The sequence below is a fragment of the Coleofasciculus sp. FACHB-712 genome, from assembly GCF_014695635.1.
GTDB lineage: Bacteria > Cyanobacteriota > Cyanobacteriia > Cyanobacteriales > FACHB-T130 > FACHB-T130.
Genome location: NZ_JACJOQ010000393.1, coordinates 1 through 16,610 on the forward strand (window position 1 = coordinate 1; position 16,610 = coordinate 16,610).

Genomic DNA, 16,610 nt, shown 5'->3' on the forward strand with positions numbered 1-16,610 from the left:
CAAAAACAGTCATGCTTAAGGGGAACTCAGCCTAAGAATGCAAAGACGGCGATCGCTCGTTTGATGTTGCGGTAGATTTCGCAATTGGCTACCTTGCACAGACAGCGATCGCTTTTTATTGCCGGAAGCTACTTTCAGGATGGAGACTGAAAGCAATAGGAGAGATTTTGCGATTCCCAGCATCAGGGATAAAATCTCGCAATGCTGAGGTTACGGAGCCAGAGCGATCGCCCGATCAACTGCTAACATCAGAAAATGAAATCTAAGCCGCCACTCATTGGAATTACTACCGCTGGTCAGCTGGATACGCGCCTGTTTAGTATTAGAGGCGACTATGTAGAGGCAGTGCGCTTAGCGGGTGGCTTACCGATGTTACTACCGCCGGGAGAACCCGATCCCGCAGCCATTTTAGAAAGAATTGATGGTTTAATCTTTTCTGGCGGGGGTGATATTGACCCCGCGGTTTACAACGACTCATCCCATCCCACAGTTTATAACGTCGATCATCAGCGCGATACCTTTGAGCTAGCTTTAGCCAAGCTGGTTTTAGATACAGATATCCCAGTGCTAGGGATTTGTCGCGGCTTGGAAATTTTGGTAGTCGCAACGGGTGGCAATTTGGTGCAGCATCTGCCGGATGAATTTGGTGACGCGATCGCGCACCGCACTCATCAGTCTCGCTTCTGCCAGCATCATGTGCAAATTGACCCCGATAGTCGCCTAGCAGCGATGATTGGCATTACAGAGTCGGAGATAGTCTCGTGGCATCATCAAGCTGTGCGGACAGTACCACCTGGGTGGCGGGTTACGGCACGCGCTGCTGATGGCGTGATTGAAGCGATGGAACACGAACAGCATCCTTGGGCGATCGCACTTCAGTGGCATCCAGAACTCGCTCTCCAAGATCCCTATCAGCAACGCATCTTTCAGGCGTTAGTCGAGACAGCACGTAAGCGCACAATTTAATTTTCAAGAGATCCACGTGTTCTCGACTACAAGGCACGGATATATCTCGAAAAGGCTGAAGGATAGAAAAATTCGATTTTATCTACTCTTAATGAATGTTAGAGAGGCATTTTTGACTACATCTTGAAAAATATCTTTAGAGAACTGTACAGCTTTACTGAGTGTATTATGTATATATTTTAATCTTTGTTTCCTACCCTTTTATTTAGCAAAATCTACATACCCTTATGGTTATTGTTGTTTAGGTCTTCTTGTAGAGCTTTTGAAGATAGAGAAGCTGGCATTTGCAAATTTTCTGGTCGCAGGTCAATTTCAATTGTTATTTTATCTTTTTCAATCCTTACATTAGCGATTTTTCCTAATAGGTCTACAGGTACGCAATTGCTCTGAAAAGGCGGCTGAGTTTTATATCCTGCATCATCAAGCCATTCAGTAATATTTCTCCAATTTTCTATCTTTTCATCACATTTATCCACCAGACTTTTAACATATCTATAAAGAGTCGCACACAGATCGGTTTCAACTCCCTTGGGATTCTTACCCAACCTTTCCGCTATCTCTGATGGACTATAACCACAAAGCAGTCCCCGCAAGTGTAGCTTCTCAACGGGTGTCAGACGCTTTCCCTTAGCAGAAGCCAAATCTGCATACAGCGTCTCTAAGTCCCAGTCGTTCGCCGCCTGGGTAAACTGCTCATCAGTGGATGCCATAGCTGAAGCCAGTAAATATCTGATGTGATCCTAGCTTAAATACTGATGTTCATCAGATATTTCCTAAGCTTAATCAGCTTAAAATACCTCTAAAGATAGAAGCTACAGGGACAATGTACAGGTCAATAGATGAGAGGTCTAACTCAAACCTCTAGATATATGCATTGCCAATCCAGAATTCTTTTTCATAATTAGTCTTAATTTAAGTAGACAAAATTACGTAGATATTTGTAGTGAATTATGGCTGACTTTGAAATCCTACTTAGTGATCTACCTAACCTTGCAGATAGTGTAAAACTTACTGTTGGCAATGCTAATGAAATCAAGGGGGAAATATCGCGGATAACCAATGTTCAACAACGACTCGAGGAGATTCAAAACCACCTTAACGAGGCGCTAGAATTTGAAAAAAATAAAAACATGGCATTTGGAGTGTTTAAGTTTGTAGCCCCAATTGCCACATTCTTCATTCCAGGTGGCTTTTTTGTAGAGGCACTTGTTGGTGGTGCTTTAGGACTTGCTGCGGAAAAACTTGGCAATCCAGACGAAGAAGCATCTCTGGAAGATTTATGTCAAACAATTGATAACTTGATAGAGTGGGGTGATTGCCTAAAGGAATTTGCAGACGATATTTTAGGTAATGCTGAATTATTAAAAATAATCAAACAAGAAAGACAATCCCTAAGTTTAACGGAGCAAGTAAAACAAATCGATGAAGGTTTAAGGATTTACTTAGAATTTGATGATGAATTAGCTTTGAAGCGACACATTCAGCAAATAAAGGCAGCCCAAGCTCAGCTAAGACAGCTACAGCCTAAACTGGATAATGTTATACAAAATTTAGAACGAAATGTTGAGCCTGTTGATCGCATAATGGCTTTTGTATTTTACTTTGGGAAATCTATTTTTGCTATAGACTGGGTTGATGATGAGGAAGGTCTTATTTTATCTCATGCTGAGCAGGTGACAACAGCCACAGGTATTTTTAATGAGTGTGAATCTCTTAAACAAAAAACTGATACTTTGGTTGACAAAGCGAACAAGCTAAGAGGACAGGCAGAACAATCTCTAAAACAGCTTGAAAAACAAAAACGCCGCGAAAAAGATGAACTCCAGCAACAAGGGCAAAAAACACCTAGGAAAATAAAAAAATCTGGTTACAGGGAAGCAGAATCTGCAAATAATCGCCGCATTGTAAAAACTCTATTGGCGTTATCAATTCTACCAATTTTAAGTTTTTTAGGGTGGAAAACCTGGTTTGAGTTCCCGCAAAGTCAGCAGGTGATAGCAAATGTAGTTATTCCTGTAAATACTGGGAAGCAAAAACAAAATTTTGAACAAGGACAGGCAGCAGCCAATTTGGAAACTGCCCAGAAACTAGCTATAGAAGCAGCTAATATGGTTCAAAATGCACCTCATCCTGTGACAGTTTGGCAGCAATCAACAGCAAAATGGCAAGAAGCCGTCAAGTTATTAGAAGCGATTCCAGAAGGTTCTTCTGTTTCTACTCAGGCTAAGGAAAAGTTAGCTGCTTATCAAACTAATTATACTGCTATTAATAATAGACTCGTAACTGAACAAAAAGCAGTAACTAATCTGGAAGCAGCCCAAAAACTGGCATGGGAAGCAGCTGTTATAGTTCAAAACCCACCACATCCTCTAGAAAACTGGCAGGATGCTCAGTCCAAATTACAACAGGCAATTAACTTATTAAATACCATTCCGCAAGGTACATTTGTTGGGGCTAAGGCTAAAGATAAGCTAGCTAACTATCAAATTAACTACAACACTATTACTAATTTAATCAAATATCAATCGCCGCTGATTTCTGTAAGGAATTGAAATACGATCGCATCCATTAACTCCATACTCAAATTCAAGAGCGATCGCTACCTAAACAATTGCTCAACAGAACAACTAAACCCAGGTAATAGGCGATAGTTGCACTCAAGCTACGCAAAATTCATTAACGCATTAAAGGACTCCCGTGGTGATGGACTAAATACCACTTTTGTGCCATTCGCTCAAAAATGTTCGTCGCCATCGACTGGGCTTTAACTCTTCTGCCACCGCTGACTTGAAACACATTTTCGATAAGTACAACGTAGGCAATATTATCTCGAATCTCTGTAGTAACAACCTCTGTTTCTATTTCAAGGTAACTGGTATTTTTAAATATCTGTTCCCAGGAAAAGCGAATTTCCTTGCCGCCTTTCAGTGCTTGGCGTCCGGGGTGTATACAAAGAGTTCCGGTTCCTTGCGAACAGATTGCACTCATCGCTTCGATGTCTTTTTTTTCAAAGGCTCGATAGAAAGCCTGATTTGCAGCTAATACCTCTTGCTCCTCGCTCATTGTTGCCCTACCTCATTTAATTTAAACTTCTAATAGAAGAGTCAATTATTGTGTTCTTAGCTTAGGTGTTTCAGTATCAAAATATTCACGCCAGCGAGTAATCCAACCCTCTTTGAAACTAATAACAATAACATCATCGGCTTTGTTACGACGACCAGTTGAATTTTCAGTATCTTCGTAATACCACTCAACGACTGCGCGATCGCTATCAACGACTACCTGCCGAATCTCAATTCTTACATCTGAATACTGCTGGGCAAAATGAGTGACTTCTTGCCGAATTCTCTCTTGCCCCTGCCATCGTTGACCCGGTAGGATGATTTCACCGTCGGGCGCAAACAGTGCTGCTAGAGCCTCTGCATCACGAGCAATCCAGGCTTCTCTCGCTTGCGCGATCGCTGTCCGAATGTCTTCTGGATTCATAGACTGATTGGCAAACGCACCTTTGCTAAAATCTGTATTTAATAATATGAGGCTTAATCCTACCTATATAAACCATTTTAAATGAAAAAGATGTATTAATAAAATAATAAAAGCTATCGTAATTACATTTAACTTTAAAAATGTTGTTTTTTACGAACCGCAGAGGCGGCAGAGAAAACAAATACAGAGAAAATTTATAAGTTAGGCTAGGAAAGCTATGCATCCCTCCACCAGCAGAATGAGTTGATAGCAAGTTTACTAAATGATTAGAAGGTGAGCTACCCGAATTCTCTAAGAAGTCGGTTAGCTGAACCTCTAGCTCATAACTAAAATCTGATTGCTATACTATTTTCGATTGTCAAATACTTACGATTTTCCTTGTCTCTACCAGTCCGTAGCTTCAGAAAATCAAACTCAGAAAATTAAGTATGGTAACGGTCAAACAAAATGGGATTACCAACGAGGGGAATGGAGGTTATTAAAGCCTCTTCTGAGAGTATCTTATCGCTCTGCCAGAAAATTTACTTTAAGGTAGACTCAAGCTGCTAAAGAAAGAAGCTTGATACTGGAATTTTTAAACGTCTTTTTTACTTCAAGGGTAAGGAAAGAAGCTGGATGCTGGAATTTTTAAATGTCTTTTTTAGTTCAGGAGGGTTTATCCCTCACGGTCATTGTTACCTATGGAAGCCTGGTTTGGTGTGGCTTCATATCGTGTCCGATTCTCTAATTGCCCTTGCTTATTATTCGATCCCGGTGACGCTGTTCTACTTTGTCCGGAAGCGTCAGGATCTTCCATTTGACTGGATTTTTCTGCTATTTGGGTCATTTATCATCGCCTGTGGTACTACCCATGTCATGGAGATTTGGACGCTTTGGCATCCTACCTATTGGCTGTCTGGGTTCGTCAAAGCAATTACCGCTTTAGTTTCGGTGTACACGGCTGCGTCTCTGGTGCCCTTGGTTCCTCAAGCGCTTGCTCTCCCAAGCCCCGCAGTGTTGGAGGCAACGAACCGAGAACTGGAAAACCAAATCGCCTACCGCTTGCAGATAGAGGAGGCGCTGCAAGCAAGCGAAGAACGATTTCGGAGTGCTTTTGACTATGCGGCGGTGGGAATGGCGCTGGTGGCAACAGATGGACGCTGGCTGGAAGTTAATCGTTCTTTATGCGAGATCGTTGGCTATTCGGAGCAAGAATTATTGGCTAGGAACTTCCAAGCGATTACGCATCCAGACGATTTAGAAACCAATCTGGACTATATGCACCAAATGCTGGCTGGCAAGATTCAGCATTACAACGTGGAGAAGCGATACCTCCACAAACAGGGACACATTGTATGGATTTTCTTGAGTGGATCGCTGGTGCATAATGCCAAGGGTGAACCGTTGTTTACTGCTCAGATTCAAGACATCACGCAGCGCAAGTTGGCAGAAGAGGAGAGAAAGGCATCGCAAGCGCGACTGGCTGGGATTTTAGATATTGCTGAGGATGCAATTATTTCCGTAAACGAAACTCAACAAATTACCTTATTTAACCAAGGGGCGGAAAAAATATTTGGCTATACCGCCAATGAGGTAATTGGTCAGTCCCTGGATTTGCTGTTGCCAAAGCGGGCTGCGATCGCTCACCGTCAGCATATTCGCAATTTTGACACTTCTGTGGGTACCGCCCGGAAGATGGGAGAGCGCAACGAGGTTTTTGGACAGCGTAAAAATGGTGTGGAGTTTCCAGCGGAAGCTTCCATTTCTAAGCTGGAATTAGCTGGGGAAAAAATATTTACCGTAATTTTACGAGACATCACCGAACGCAAGCGGGGGGAGGAAGCTTTATCCCAACTAGCCTCGATTGTTGAGTCCTCAGAGGATGCAATCGTGGGCAAAACACTAGATGGAATCATTACCAGCTGGAACTCAGGGGCTGAACGAATCTATGGCTATACCGCCCAAGAAGTCAAGGGACAGCCAATCTCGATTCTGTTGACACCCGACCGCTTCAATGAGATGCCGTCAATTTTGGCAAGAATTAAGCAGGGAGAACGCATCCCCCCTTATGAAACCGTGCGCCTTAAAAAAGACGGCAGCCAAATTGATGTTGCCATTACGATTTCTCCAATTAAGAATCGGGTGGGTCAGGTGACGGGTGCCTCAGCGATCGCTCGTGACATTAGCGATCGCCGCGCCATAGAACGCCTCAAAGATGAGTTTGTCTCTATCGTCAGTCACGAACTGCGGACGCCCCTAACCTCGATTCGCGGTGCCCTCGGCTTGCTGGCAGGGGGTCTGCTGACTGCTAAACCGGAAAAGGCTCAACGGATGCTGGAGATTGCCGTCTCGAATACCGACCGCTTAGTTCGCCTGATTAACGACATCCTCGATATTGAGCGTATCGAGTCGGGTCAGGTGGCGATGGAGAATCAGATTTGCGATGCGGCAACTCTAATGCTTCAGGCATCAGAGGTGATGCGGGCAATGGCTGACAAAGCTGGAGTCACCCTATCCGTGTCTCCCCTATCTGCCCAACTTTACGCCGATCCTGACCGGATCATCCAGACCCTGACGAACCTACTCAGCAATGCCATCAAATTCTCCCCTCCTAGCAGCAGCGTCTATCTCAGTGCCGAAATTCAGCAGACCAGGGAGCCGCTTGTAGAGACGCGATTTCCCGCTTCTGGAGTCGGGGAGGGTGGAACAGGGAAAGAATTTACCCCCTCACTTCCTCAACCTCTCACCCTCACAGTATTGTTCAAAGTGAAAGACCAGGGACGAGGGATTCCCGCACAGAAGCTGGAAAGCATCTTTAACCGATTCCAACAAGTTGATGCCTCTGACTCGCGCGATAAAGGTGGCACAGGTCTGGGGTTAGCAATCTGTCGCAGCATTGTGCAACAGCATGGAGGTCGTATCTGGGTCGAAAGTACGCTGAATGAAGGCAGTACCTTTTTCTTTACACTGCCCCTTTTGAGTGGTGAGACACGAATGCTGAATGCTGAGGATGAACGGGAGAATCTGTCTTTGGGAGATGTGACGACAGCCCAAGCCGAATACTCCCCTGTGGATACTCAGGACAGTGCCGTGCCCTTACCTTCGGATGCTGAGAATGCACTAGGTACGCCTCTCGTGCTGGTGTGCGATGATGAGCCTGCGGTCTGTGCTGTAGTCCAAACTTTATTAGAACAGCGCGGCTACCAAGTCAAGACGGCTTTCTCAGGTCAAGAAGCGGTAGAATTGGCGCTACAGGAGCAACCTGCGGTGATTCTGCTCGACCTGATTATGCCCGGTATGAACGGCTGGCAAACAATGGCGGTTTTGAAACAGCGACCCGATACAAGGGAAATTCCCATCGTCATTTTCAGCGTTTTATCCCCAGAGCAGAGTAATCTCCTCAAATCTTCTTTAGAGAATCAGACCTTAAGTAGCCTGCTAGATGGAAACCTTCTGCAAACCGATCTGGGTCAGTTGCAGCCGTCTGAGTCTTCAGATGCGATCGCTTCCAATGCAATTGCAATGGAAAATGCAGCCAGTTCTAATATTGACAGCGCGGATTCTACAATCAACGACATTCCGCCTCAGGTATTGCTTCCACCAAACTCAGATGATGACAAGCCGCGCCCTCCTGATTTTACCGGCTGGGTTCGCAAACCCTTAAATGAAGCATCCTTATTTCAAGCGCTAGAGCAGTCGTTGCAACAGGCAAAGGTTGCTAGAGTTTTGCTGGTGGAAGACGACCTGGATCTGGCGCGGGTACTGATTGCTCGGTTTGAGCGCCACGGTTTGGAAACGATTCACGCGAAGAACGGACGCGAGGCAATTCAAAAATTAGCAAATATCAATCCCGATCTGCTAGTGCTGGATATCGTACTGCCGGAGTACGATGGTTTTGCTGTAGTAGACTGGCTGCGTCAGTGCAATCGCCTGCGCCAAATTCCAATCGTGGTATATTCTGCTAAGGATTTGAACAACGCCGAAAGAGAGCGGCTGCGGCTAGAACAAACCGAGTTTCTAACTAAAGGTCGGATTACTCCAGAACAATTTGAAGGGCGCATCATTGCCTTGCTGAATCGGATGGTTCCCAACAGGAAGGAAAACTGCAATGGTGACAACGAAGCGCATCCTGGTAATTGATGATGAAGAGGATATTCGGGAAGTGGCTCAGCTAAGCTTAGAAATGGTCGCCAGCTGGGACGTTATGACAGCGAGTTCCGGAAGGGAAGGGCTTGCCAAGGCTGAAGTTGAACCACTTGACGCCATCCTTCTAGATGTGATGATGCCCGACTGGGACGGTACAACGACTTTTCAACAGCTGCAAGCCAATCCAGTAACCCAGCACATCCCCGTGCTGTTGTTGACGGCTAAAATGCAGGCTGCTGACCAACGCCGTTTTGCTCAACTAGGAGTAAAGGCAGTAATTGCGAAACCTTTCGACCCGATGACTCTGGCAGATCAAGTTGCGAAGTCTTTAGGATGGGATATTTAACTGAGTTTTGCTACCAATCGACTGCAAACTCACCCCATCCCAAATTTGAGTGAAACCCAAAAGAATAGGGCGCACAACTGCGCCCTATTCTTGTTAAACAGTAAAATCAATTCGATGAAATGAGGTTAACTCAGCTCGTTCTAGGATAGATAGACCAGCTTCTTAGCTAAATCTTCTCTATACTCCCAGCGCTCTGCGAGTTTGTGGTCCCACTACTCCATCTGCACGTAAGCCATTTCTCGACTGAAAGTTCCGGACTGCTCTTTGAGTGACGGAACCATAATATCCAGTCGGTGAAACTCCCAAAGCTGATTGAACTTGTCGAACAGCAGAACCTCTAGAGCCTAGGCGGAGAAAGGAACCGCCAACACCAGAACCAGGATTAGAACCAGAACCTGGTCTCGTGCTGATATAGTTAGCAGCAACATAACGACCCGTAGAAAGCTTTGCATACCCGTTGCGATAAGCCACAACTGGGGCAAGTGCAGCTCCATTACGGACGCAGCTATGCACTCCGTAAGATGTGCTGGGGCCATAGCGAGCGTTAAGACAACTGCCGTTTGTATTTACAAAATACTGTGCTGCGTTAGCTGGTTGGATCTCGCTGAGACCGCCAAATAAGAAAGCTACGCCAAGTAAACCCAGCCAAGGTGAACTCGGTGGTTGCTTCCAGTTCAGCGAAAAGTCACGCAGAGTATACTCGATACCAGCTTCTGCCTCTTCATAGGTATTAGAAACATGAATGTAAGCAAGAGTTTCCATGATTTTTCTCCGTATGGTTGAGAAACACTTTGTGATGCTTCAGGATGGCTGCTGAGTTTTTCGGAAACATTTTTCGGAAACTCAGGTGATTTTTTATGAATTGTTGAGTTTCAGCCACATTAGAGGAACCTAATGTGCAATTTACTTTCTAAATGAGACGTTCAAGTGTAGCCGTTCCAAGACATACAGACAATTCAGCAATACACAAATAATGTGAACTGACAGATGGCAATTCAATCAACGAGTCAAGTTCCAGAAATATCTGGTCTATCCCCGCTTTAGAATAAATCGTTTGCTCAGTTGTCCGATCGCTGTTTTCCCGCACTGACGCACCTTCAGAAAAGTTGCATCGATGCGAGATGGTAATGCTCGTGTCGGTCAGAACGCTTTGTCTATTTGGTTAATCAATACTGTAAGGCTTTAACTCCTCACAATAGTCAAACAATAAGGTAGACATTATCGCAATCTTAAAATCTTAATTTTTTATTCAGAAAAAAAGTGAAGAGAAATAAGTTTTATTAAGAAGAAGTAAAGAAAAGGCGATCGCTTTGTCACCTCCCTTGGAAAATCAGGGTAGAAAGAGCGATCGCCCATAGAGAACCTGATAGTCTATCTAGAGAAGAAATCGGGTAGCACGTTCTTTGAAGATTCGTAACCATCAGTCGTCAAACCAAAGCTTTTAGAACCGTGAAATCTTCAAAGAACCGTTAAAAGGCTCAGAACGGAGCTGACGACCATTTCGCCAAACTTCTACTCCGCGTGGACTAATAAAATAAGAATAACTGCCGTTATCCGCTTGATACCGATCCTGCCCAACACGCCAAGCAGCAAGCTGCATCGAAGCGCTCGGTTGTTGCTTTAATTGCCCCATATAAAACAATTGACCATTTTCCCGACAAACTTTCACCAGAGAGCTTGCCGTCTCACCTTCAATCAAGGGGTTGCCGCATTGATTGAAAGTCGCAGCAACAGCATAAGTCGCTGGTGCCGGAGTCACTGCAATCGGTTGCAGTGGTTTGGGTGCGATCGCGCGCGGTACTCGAAGAGAGTTCCCTTGCTGACGACCCCCAGAATAAACATTTAGATTCGGGTAGAGTTTGGTGTTGCCTCTCGTGTCCGCGTTGTTGCGTACAGTCTGAGAAACCACTGGAGGCGGATCAATCGGTTTAGGCGCAGCGGTTGCTCTTTGCGGCGGTGGAATCCTGCCTGCGACTAAAGAGGGCAATCCGGCAGCCGGGTCAACCGCTAGACGACCATCAGGATGATACTCAAAGTGGAGATGAGGGCCTGTACTATTCCCTGTCGAACCCATCTCAGCAATTACTTGACCCTGAGTAACTTGTTGACCTTTACTCACCAAAAGACGACTATTGTGACCATACACCGTGTGGCTTCCATCAGGATGCTGGATTTCTATTACGTTGCCTAATCCCCATCCCGAATCATCACGACCAGCTTTGATGACTGTACCCGATGCGGCAGCAACAATCGGAGTTCCAGTGCTATTAGCAATATCAATTCCTTCATGATAAGTATTAAAGCCTTGAGTGAGATTCCCTTGAGTGGGCCATATTAAGCCAGAACCAAGGGAGGGATGACCTTGAGTAGGGGAATAGTCTTTTGCTTGAGTCAGGAGGCAGAAACTTGTACCTAGCACGGTGGCGCATGAGATAACGCCAATTAAGCCATATTTACGGAATTTAGAAATAGCGAGTTGTTTCATTAGATCAGAGCCTGGAAGAAGAAGGGTCTAGGAAGCCTTTTTGTTATCTGTTGGCTTCAGCTTTGAGCTAGCTATATCAGGACAATCGCTATGCAGATTAGGGATACCCGTTTAAGGGGGACAGTAGAACCCCCTCCTCTTATCTTTAGAGGCAAACCTGCATCTCCCAATCCCTCGCCGTCAACGGGGAGGGGCGCTTGGTTTATAACCTACGCTGCTAGGGAGTCATCTAAAGCGGACTGAAAAGTAGTTGTACTTTGTTCTGTTCGCTTGGAGTTGAGCTTTCGGACAGGTCTATAGATGAAGGAACTTGTTATTTAGTTTAAGTGGATATTTTCTATTAGAAGGGTTGCTTAGAAGTATGTTCCTTGTTTGGGGATAGATCCAAAAATGGTCAGAATCACTAATAAATGGCTTAATTTAAGCAAATTTGCTTTAATTCAGGAATTAGCGATTTTTATTTGAAGCAAATACGGCAGAATAGCCTAACCTTCTAGCCTTCCTTCCCTGAGATGCCTATCCTTTACCCATCACTGCGGAAACAGAGTTTATTTTTTTTGTGTTCTGTAAAAAAGTTCAGATAGCTCCGATAGTGACAAAGGACTCTCTCAATCTGACACGCAAGCAGATGGGCATTATTCAACTTTAGTCTGCTCGTGCTGCCCTTCACTCTCCGACAGCTCAAACAGCCTGAGTGCAAAGAAGTGTTAGATATTTGGCTAATCCTTATTGAATAAATCTATCGGATTATTTCTTAAGGAAATTAAAGTTACATCGGGTGGAAGAGGAAGCTGCAAACTTGAAAATGATATTTTGTAATTGTCAGGCAACAAAAGAAGTTTAAATAAACTGGTTCATTTAGCTTCATTTTCAGACACATATCAATTACTTAACTTTAGTTTTTGGCCTAGTTGGGCACAGGAGAATATTATGGAACGCCCCATTGAATTGTCTTTAGAGCAAGAATTTAGCCTAATTTCTTTTGCAGATCAAGTGCAGCATATGTCTCGCGAGCAAGCTCAACAATTTTTGGTTCAGCTACATAAGCAAATGATAATTCGAGACAATATCTATCAGAACTTGCTGAAGCATCAATGGGGTCTGGATTCAATTCTGGGATCTGTGTAAAGCTTGAAAGCGATCGCCTAAACTTTCCTAAACTTTGAAAAATTACATATATATGAGTAAAGCCCTGGTTTACAGCCAGGGCTTTGTTGTTAGCTTTGGTTTTTAAAGACTTGCACGCCTTGATTTAACGCTGACGTGCAGTTTCATGGTTCTGCTTACGGAACAGATTAGCTAGACCGATTAGACCCAGCAAGCCTAACCAGCCCCAACTGGAGTTGCGATCGCCTCTTGCAGACTGAACTCCTTGGTAAGAAGTGGTGTCTGTAGTAGCGCCGTTGGGAGTTGTGCTACCGGGAACCGTAGTTGTGTCCGAAGTAGTGCCTCCAGGCGTCGTAGTCGTGGCGTCAGGAGCAGCGGTAGTCCCTGTTGCACCCCCAGGCGTTGTGACGGTGCCGTAAGGAGCAGTAGAAGTCCCTGAAGTAGTGCCACCTGCACCCGTTGTCCCGGAAGTAGCACCTGCACCCGTGGTACCAGAAGTTGCGCCACCTGCGCCCGTTGTCCCGGCAGTTCCGCCACCGATGCCAGTGGTACCAGAAGTTGCGCCACCTGCTCCTGTGGTACCGGCAGTTCCGCCACCGATGCCAGTGGTACCAGGAGTTGCACCGCCTGCGCCTGTGGTACCGGCAGTTCCGCCACCGATGCCAGTGGTACCAGAAGTTGCGCCACCTGCGCCCGTTGTCCCGGCAGTTCCGCCACCTGCTCCTGTGGTACCGGCAGTTCCGCCACCGATGCCAGTGGTACCAGAAGTTGCGCCACCTGCGCCCGTTGTCCCGGCAGTTCCGCCACCGATGCCAGTAGTACCAGCAGTTCCGCCACCGATGCCAGTGGTACCGGAAGTTGCGCCACCCGCGCCCGTTGTCCCGACAGTTCCGCCACCGATGCCAGTAGTACCGGCAGTTCCGCCACCGATGCCAGTGGTACCAGAAGTTGCACCGCCTGCGCCTGTAGTACCGGCAGTTCCGCCACCGATGCCAGTAGTACCAGAAGTTGCACCGCCTGCGCCTGTGGTACCGGCAGTTGCACCGCCTGCACCCGTCGTACCAGAAGTTGCGCCACCTGCACCCGTACCAGTACCGGAAGCTGAACCACCAGCACCACCGCCTGTTTGGGCAACAGAAGGCAGAGTTAAGGGTAGAGCCGCTACAGTGAGGGCAAAGGTACTTGCAAAAAGAACTTTGGACAAATTAGAAGGTTTCATCGTAGTGGTTTTTCTTATTCTCTAGAACTCTGCGATTTGTTATTATTCAAAAACAGTCTTGTTAACTTCATGGGCAGCTAAATTACGAAGACTGGATATACTTCCCGCTCATGAAGTCCCGATCTAGGACGATCGTGGTTTAGAATACGGGTCTGGAATTACCAGAGCGTTTTGCTATTCTCCTCAGATGCGATCGCTCTTAGGAAGAATAACTGCCATCAGTTCTCTTTACTTCTACCAGAGGAACAGACCCACCTCTCCCTGAAGGATTGACTTTACTTTAAGCCAGTGTGTGCTTAAGAATACAAACAGTTCTATGGGGAGCTATGCTATGCTATGCTTCTCCCGATAGCACAGCAGATAAGCTTAGTGATTAGTTGAGACTGTGTCATCGAGGGGAAAATATTTTCCCTTCGTTATTAACTTTCCTTGGCTATTTTCCCCTTTCATCCATCTGCTTTACAGTTTCTCTGAGCAAGCGATCGCTCAACGCTCAGTTTGTAAAACAGAGTCAAGATTCATCACTCCCTTTGGGAGGTTCGCCAAATTCTCCTAGAGAAGTTCCTATCTACTGTTCAGTAACTTTGCAGAAGGCCTTTCGAGACAATTCCTCGAAGTATACTCCACGCTCAATAAAAATTATTAATATATTATTAAGGTTTTTATTTAAAGCCTAAATAAGATATTTTCTTTAGTAGCTTTAGCTATTAAAATACTTACGAAAAACTTTTGCACACCTTTTGTATTTGCTACTAAAGGTGATACATAAAGCATAAATTATATAAATTTAGGGCTGTATTTTTTTAGCGATACAAGCATTTAATTCACGTTTATTCGATCCACTTAGGGCGATCGCTAAGCACACAGCTTCGGCGAACATAACTCTTATTGAATAACCTAAAACGCAAGCACCTAAAATGATAAACCGGCGTAAAACAAATTACGTGAGATTACGTGCGCTCGTTACTGAAGCTACTACAGCCATCGAAAAGGGATGCAATAATGCTGCTACTTGGAAGCATTGTCTTCTAAGTCCTGCAACCCACCCGCATCTCTTGTTTACTCCCATTAGAAGTCACTATACTTAGGTGTTTTGTATTATTTAGCACAAACTAATTTAACATTAAATTTATTCTTTAGGAAGAAGTCGCGTCATTCCTCTGGTAGAAGCTAGAACTCAACAATAGCTATTATTTTTTTAGCAGTGGCAGCAAATTCCTTCTCCAGGCAGAAGCGGATGGTAATAAAACCCGATAAATTAAGCAGAAGTGCGAAGTCAATAAAACTGCTTTAGAGTCGCAAAAAGGGTAAACAAGGCAGGAAAACATCATTTCTAGCTGCTTTTTGTAGTTATAGCTAGGAATTAATTTTAAGTGTTCTTTTCACTTCAAGGCTTTCCACTTTGTTCTTCTTTGTGTGTAGGTAGGCGATTCTGAAAGCTTAAATCCAATCTACGAAATATCTGAGGCTATTTATGTCCCAGCCCAAAAATTTGATAAAGAATAGTGTGAGTAATGGTGGGGCATGGGAGATACAGTTCTCCATAAAAGATGCACTTGAGTCTCCCTCAGCGAGTGCATTTCCAACATTACAGTCGGATGGTTCTGATTCCTTGTCAAATACACCGGCGCTCATTTGTTTGTCGCATTTGCGTTGGGATTTTGTCTACCAACGACCGCAACATCTCTTGAGCCGCTGTGCAAAGCAGCGAAGAGTATTCTTCATTGAAGAACCGATTTTCAGTTCCGATCCATCTTGGCGGCTGGATGTTAGCCTCCGCGAGAGTGGTGTCTCGGTGGTGGTGCCTTACTTGAGCGAAGCAATGAGTGAGGAAGAAATCATTGCTGCTCAAAAGGGGATGCTCGATGATTTGTTAGCACAAGCGCAGATCCGCGAGTATATTCTGTGGTATTACACACCGATGGCAATCGCGATCGCAGACCACTTAGATCCTTTAGTCGTTGTCTACGACTGTATGGATGAGCTATCTGCATTTAAGGGAGCGCCACCCGTGATGATTGAGCGCGAAGCCGAACTCTTTAAACGTGCAGATTTGGTATTTACAGGCGGACAAAGCCTTTACGAAGCCAAGCGCAACCAGCACCCGAATGCCCACGCCTTCCCCAGTAGCATTGAAAGAGCGCACTTTGCACAAGCAAAAACTCTGACAGAGGAACCAGCCGATCAAAAAAATATTCCCCACCCGCGTCTGGGATTCTATGGGGTAATTGATGAGCGCATGGATCTGGAACTGCTGAGTGGCATGGCCCAAGCGCGACCTGATTGGCATCTGGTTATCATTGGCCCAGTCGTCAAAATAGACCCCGAAGAGCTACCCCAACATCCCAATCTTCACTATCTGGGTGGGAAGTCTTATCAAGAGTTGCCTGCATATCTTGCTGGGTGGGATGTAGCGTTGTTGCCTTTTGCTCGTAACGAGTCAACCCGCTTTATTAGCCCTACCAAAACTCCAGAATACCTCGCCGCTGGGAAGCCAGTTGTATCTACCTCGATCCGGGATGTCGTTCGTCCTTACGGAGAGATGGGTTTAGTGCAGATTGCAGATACCGTCGCAGATTTCGTCACCGCAGCCGAAGCAGCAATCGAGCAAAATTACGATCGGTCGGCATGGCTGAGTCAGGTGGATGCTTTCTTAGCGCAGAATTCGTGGGATTCCACTTGGGCGCGGATGATGCAACTGATTGAGGGTGTAATGAACGACACGAGTGTATCTCAAGAATTGCGCGATCGCGTTGCCAAAACTTCAGCGTCTCAAATGGACGAGCGTGCAGGAGTTACCTCGGTTAACAAACCTCAACAAACATCCTGAGCTAGTCCGCTCAAAGCGAATCAGGACTGGTTTTTGGTTGATTTTC

At 45.4% G+C, this 16,610-nt stretch carries 12 protein-coding genes and 1 pseudogene; 6 read left to right on the forward strand and 7 right to left on the reverse strand.

Annotated elements, in window-relative coordinates:
- Positions 1-15: 15 nt before the first annotated feature.
- Positions 16-183: a hypothetical protein gene (locus tag H6F50_RS11445; RefSeq protein WP_190428790.1), complete on the reverse strand. Its 168-nt coding sequence runs from the start codon at positions 181-183 to the stop codon at positions 16-18.
- A gap of 72 nt (positions 184-255) precedes the next feature.
- Between H6F50_RS11445 and H6F50_RS11450 the strand changes: the two genes are divergently transcribed.
- Complete coding sequence (locus H6F50_RS11450) at positions 256-966, forward strand: gamma-glutamyl-gamma-aminobutyrate hydrolase family protein (protein ID WP_190428791.1); 711 nt, start codon at positions 256-258, stop codon at positions 964-966.
- Between the two features lie 215 nt (positions 967-1,181).
- Here the strand turns inward: H6F50_RS11450 and H6F50_RS11455 are convergent, their stop codons facing one another.
- Positions 1,182-1,676, reverse strand: coding sequence for a helix-turn-helix domain-containing protein (locus H6F50_RS11455; RefSeq protein WP_190428792.1), 495 nt, complete (start codon positions 1,674-1,676; stop codon positions 1,182-1,184).
- A 240-nt stretch (positions 1,677-1,916) separates the two neighbouring features.
- Between H6F50_RS11455 and H6F50_RS11460 the strand changes: the two genes are divergently transcribed.
- Entirely contained in the window at positions 1,917-3,518 is a 1,602-nt protein-coding gene (locus tag H6F50_RS11460) for a hypothetical protein (protein WP_190428793.1), read from the forward strand.
- A 124-nt stretch (positions 3,519-3,642) separates the two neighbouring features.
- Here the strand turns inward: H6F50_RS11460 and H6F50_RS11465 are convergent, their stop codons facing one another.
- The gene (locus tag H6F50_RS11465) at positions 3,643-4,029 is read right to left on the reverse strand and encodes a nuclear transport factor 2 family protein (protein WP_190428794.1); all 387 of its coding nucleotides are present in this window, start codon (positions 4,027-4,029) and stop codon (positions 3,643-3,645) included.
- Positions 4,030-4,074: 45 nt separating this feature from the next.
- A complete protein-coding gene (locus tag H6F50_RS11470; protein ID WP_190428795.1) occupies positions 4,075-4,452 on the reverse strand; it encodes a nuclear transport factor 2 family protein in 378 nt (125 codons plus the stop codon).
- A gap of 615 nt (positions 4,453-5,067) precedes the next feature.
- On the opposite strand from H6F50_RS11470, the gene H6F50_RS26740 reads away from it, so the two are divergent.
- Together H6F50_RS26740 and H6F50_RS11480 are read left to right on the forward strand one after the other, a co-directional pair.
- The gene (locus H6F50_RS26740) at positions 5,068-8,571 is read left to right on the forward strand and encodes a PAS domain S-box protein (protein ID WP_190428796.1); all 3,504 of its coding nucleotides are present in this window, start codon (positions 5,068-5,070) and stop codon (positions 8,569-8,571) included.
- Complete coding sequence (locus H6F50_RS11480) at positions 8,543-8,923, forward strand: response regulator (protein ID WP_190410137.1); 381 nt, start codon at positions 8,543-8,545, stop codon at positions 8,921-8,923. The genes H6F50_RS26740 and H6F50_RS11480 overlap by 29 nt, the downstream gene beginning before the upstream one ends.
- Positions 8,924-9,100: 177 nt before the next feature.
- Here H6F50_RS11480 and H6F50_RS11485 read toward each other — a convergent pair whose 3' ends face one another.
- Both H6F50_RS11485 and H6F50_RS11490 read right to left on the reverse strand, forming a co-directional pair.
- On the reverse strand, positions 9,101-9,685 hold the full coding sequence (locus tag H6F50_RS11485) for a peptidoglycan-binding domain-containing protein (protein ID WP_190428797.1): 585 nt from the start codon (positions 9,683-9,685) through the stop codon (positions 9,101-9,103).
- Positions 9,686-10,364: 679 nt separating this feature from the next.
- Positions 10,365-11,408, reverse strand: coding sequence for a M23 family metallopeptidase (locus H6F50_RS11490; protein ID WP_190428798.1), 1,044 nt, complete (start codon positions 11,406-11,408; stop codon positions 10,365-10,367).
- Between the two features lie 930 nt (positions 11,409-12,338).
- Here H6F50_RS11490 and H6F50_RS11495 point away from each other — a divergent pair.
- The gene (locus H6F50_RS11495; protein ID WP_190428799.1) at positions 12,339-12,536 is read left to right on the forward strand and encodes an NblA/ycf18 family protein; all 198 of its coding nucleotides are present in this window, start codon (positions 12,339-12,341) and stop codon (positions 12,534-12,536) included.
- Between the two features lie 124 nt (positions 12,537-12,660).
- Here H6F50_RS11495 and H6F50_RS11500 read toward each other — a convergent pair whose 3' ends face one another.
- Positions 12,661-13,734, reverse strand: a complete 1,074-nt coding sequence (locus H6F50_RS11500; RefSeq protein WP_190428800.1) for a WGxxGxxG-CTERM domain-containing protein — start codon at positions 13,732-13,734, stop codon at positions 12,661-12,663.
- A 1,474-nt stretch (positions 13,735-15,208) separates the two neighbouring features.
- Here H6F50_RS11500 and H6F50_RS11505 point away from each other — a divergent pair.
- Positions 15,209-16,441, forward strand: a pseudogene (locus H6F50_RS11505) (glycosyltransferase family 1 protein); the annotation flags it as partial.
- Between the last annotated feature and the right edge of the window lie 169 nt (positions 16,442-16,610).

Bases quoted from the DNA above. Each gene is read 5' to 3' on its own strand.
- H6F50_RS11445 (WP_190428790.1), bottom strand. From the start codon at position 183: ATGCTGGGAATCGCAAAATCTCTCCTATTGCTTTCAGTCTCCATCCTG.
- H6F50_RS11450 (WP_190428791.1), top strand. From the start codon at position 256: ATGAAATCTAAGCCGCCACTCATTGGAATTACTACCGCTGGTCAGCTG.
- H6F50_RS11455 (WP_190428792.1), bottom strand. From the start codon at position 1,676: ATGGCATCCACTGATGAGCAGTTTACCCAGGCGGCGAACGACTGGGAC.
- H6F50_RS11460 (WP_190428793.1), top strand. From the start codon at position 1,917: ATGGCTGACTTTGAAATCCTACTTAGTGATCTACCTAACCTTGCAGAT.
- H6F50_RS11465 (WP_190428794.1), bottom strand. From the start codon at position 4,029: ATGAGCGAGGAGCAAGAGGTATTAGCTGCAAATCAGGCTTTCTATCGA.
- H6F50_RS11470 (WP_190428795.1), bottom strand. From the start codon at position 4,452: ATGAATCCAGAAGACATTCGGACAGCGATCGCGCAAGCGAGAGAAGCC.
- H6F50_RS26740 (WP_190428796.1), top strand. From the start codon at position 5,068: ATGCTGGAATTTTTAAATGTCTTTTTTAGTTCAGGAGGGTTTATCCCT.
- H6F50_RS11485 (WP_190428797.1), bottom strand. From the start codon at position 9,685: ATGGAAACTCTTGCTTACATTCATGTTTCTAATACCTATGAAGAGGCA.
- H6F50_RS11490 (WP_190428798.1), bottom strand. From the start codon at position 11,408: ATGAAACAACTCGCTATTTCTAAATTCCGTAAATATGGCTTAATTGGC.
- H6F50_RS11495 (WP_190428799.1), top strand. From the start codon at position 12,339: ATGGAACGCCCCATTGAATTGTCTTTAGAGCAAGAATTTAGCCTAATT.
- H6F50_RS11500 (WP_190428800.1), bottom strand. From the start codon at position 13,734: ATGAAACCTTCTAATTTGTCCAAAGTTCTTTTTGCAAGTACCTTTGCC.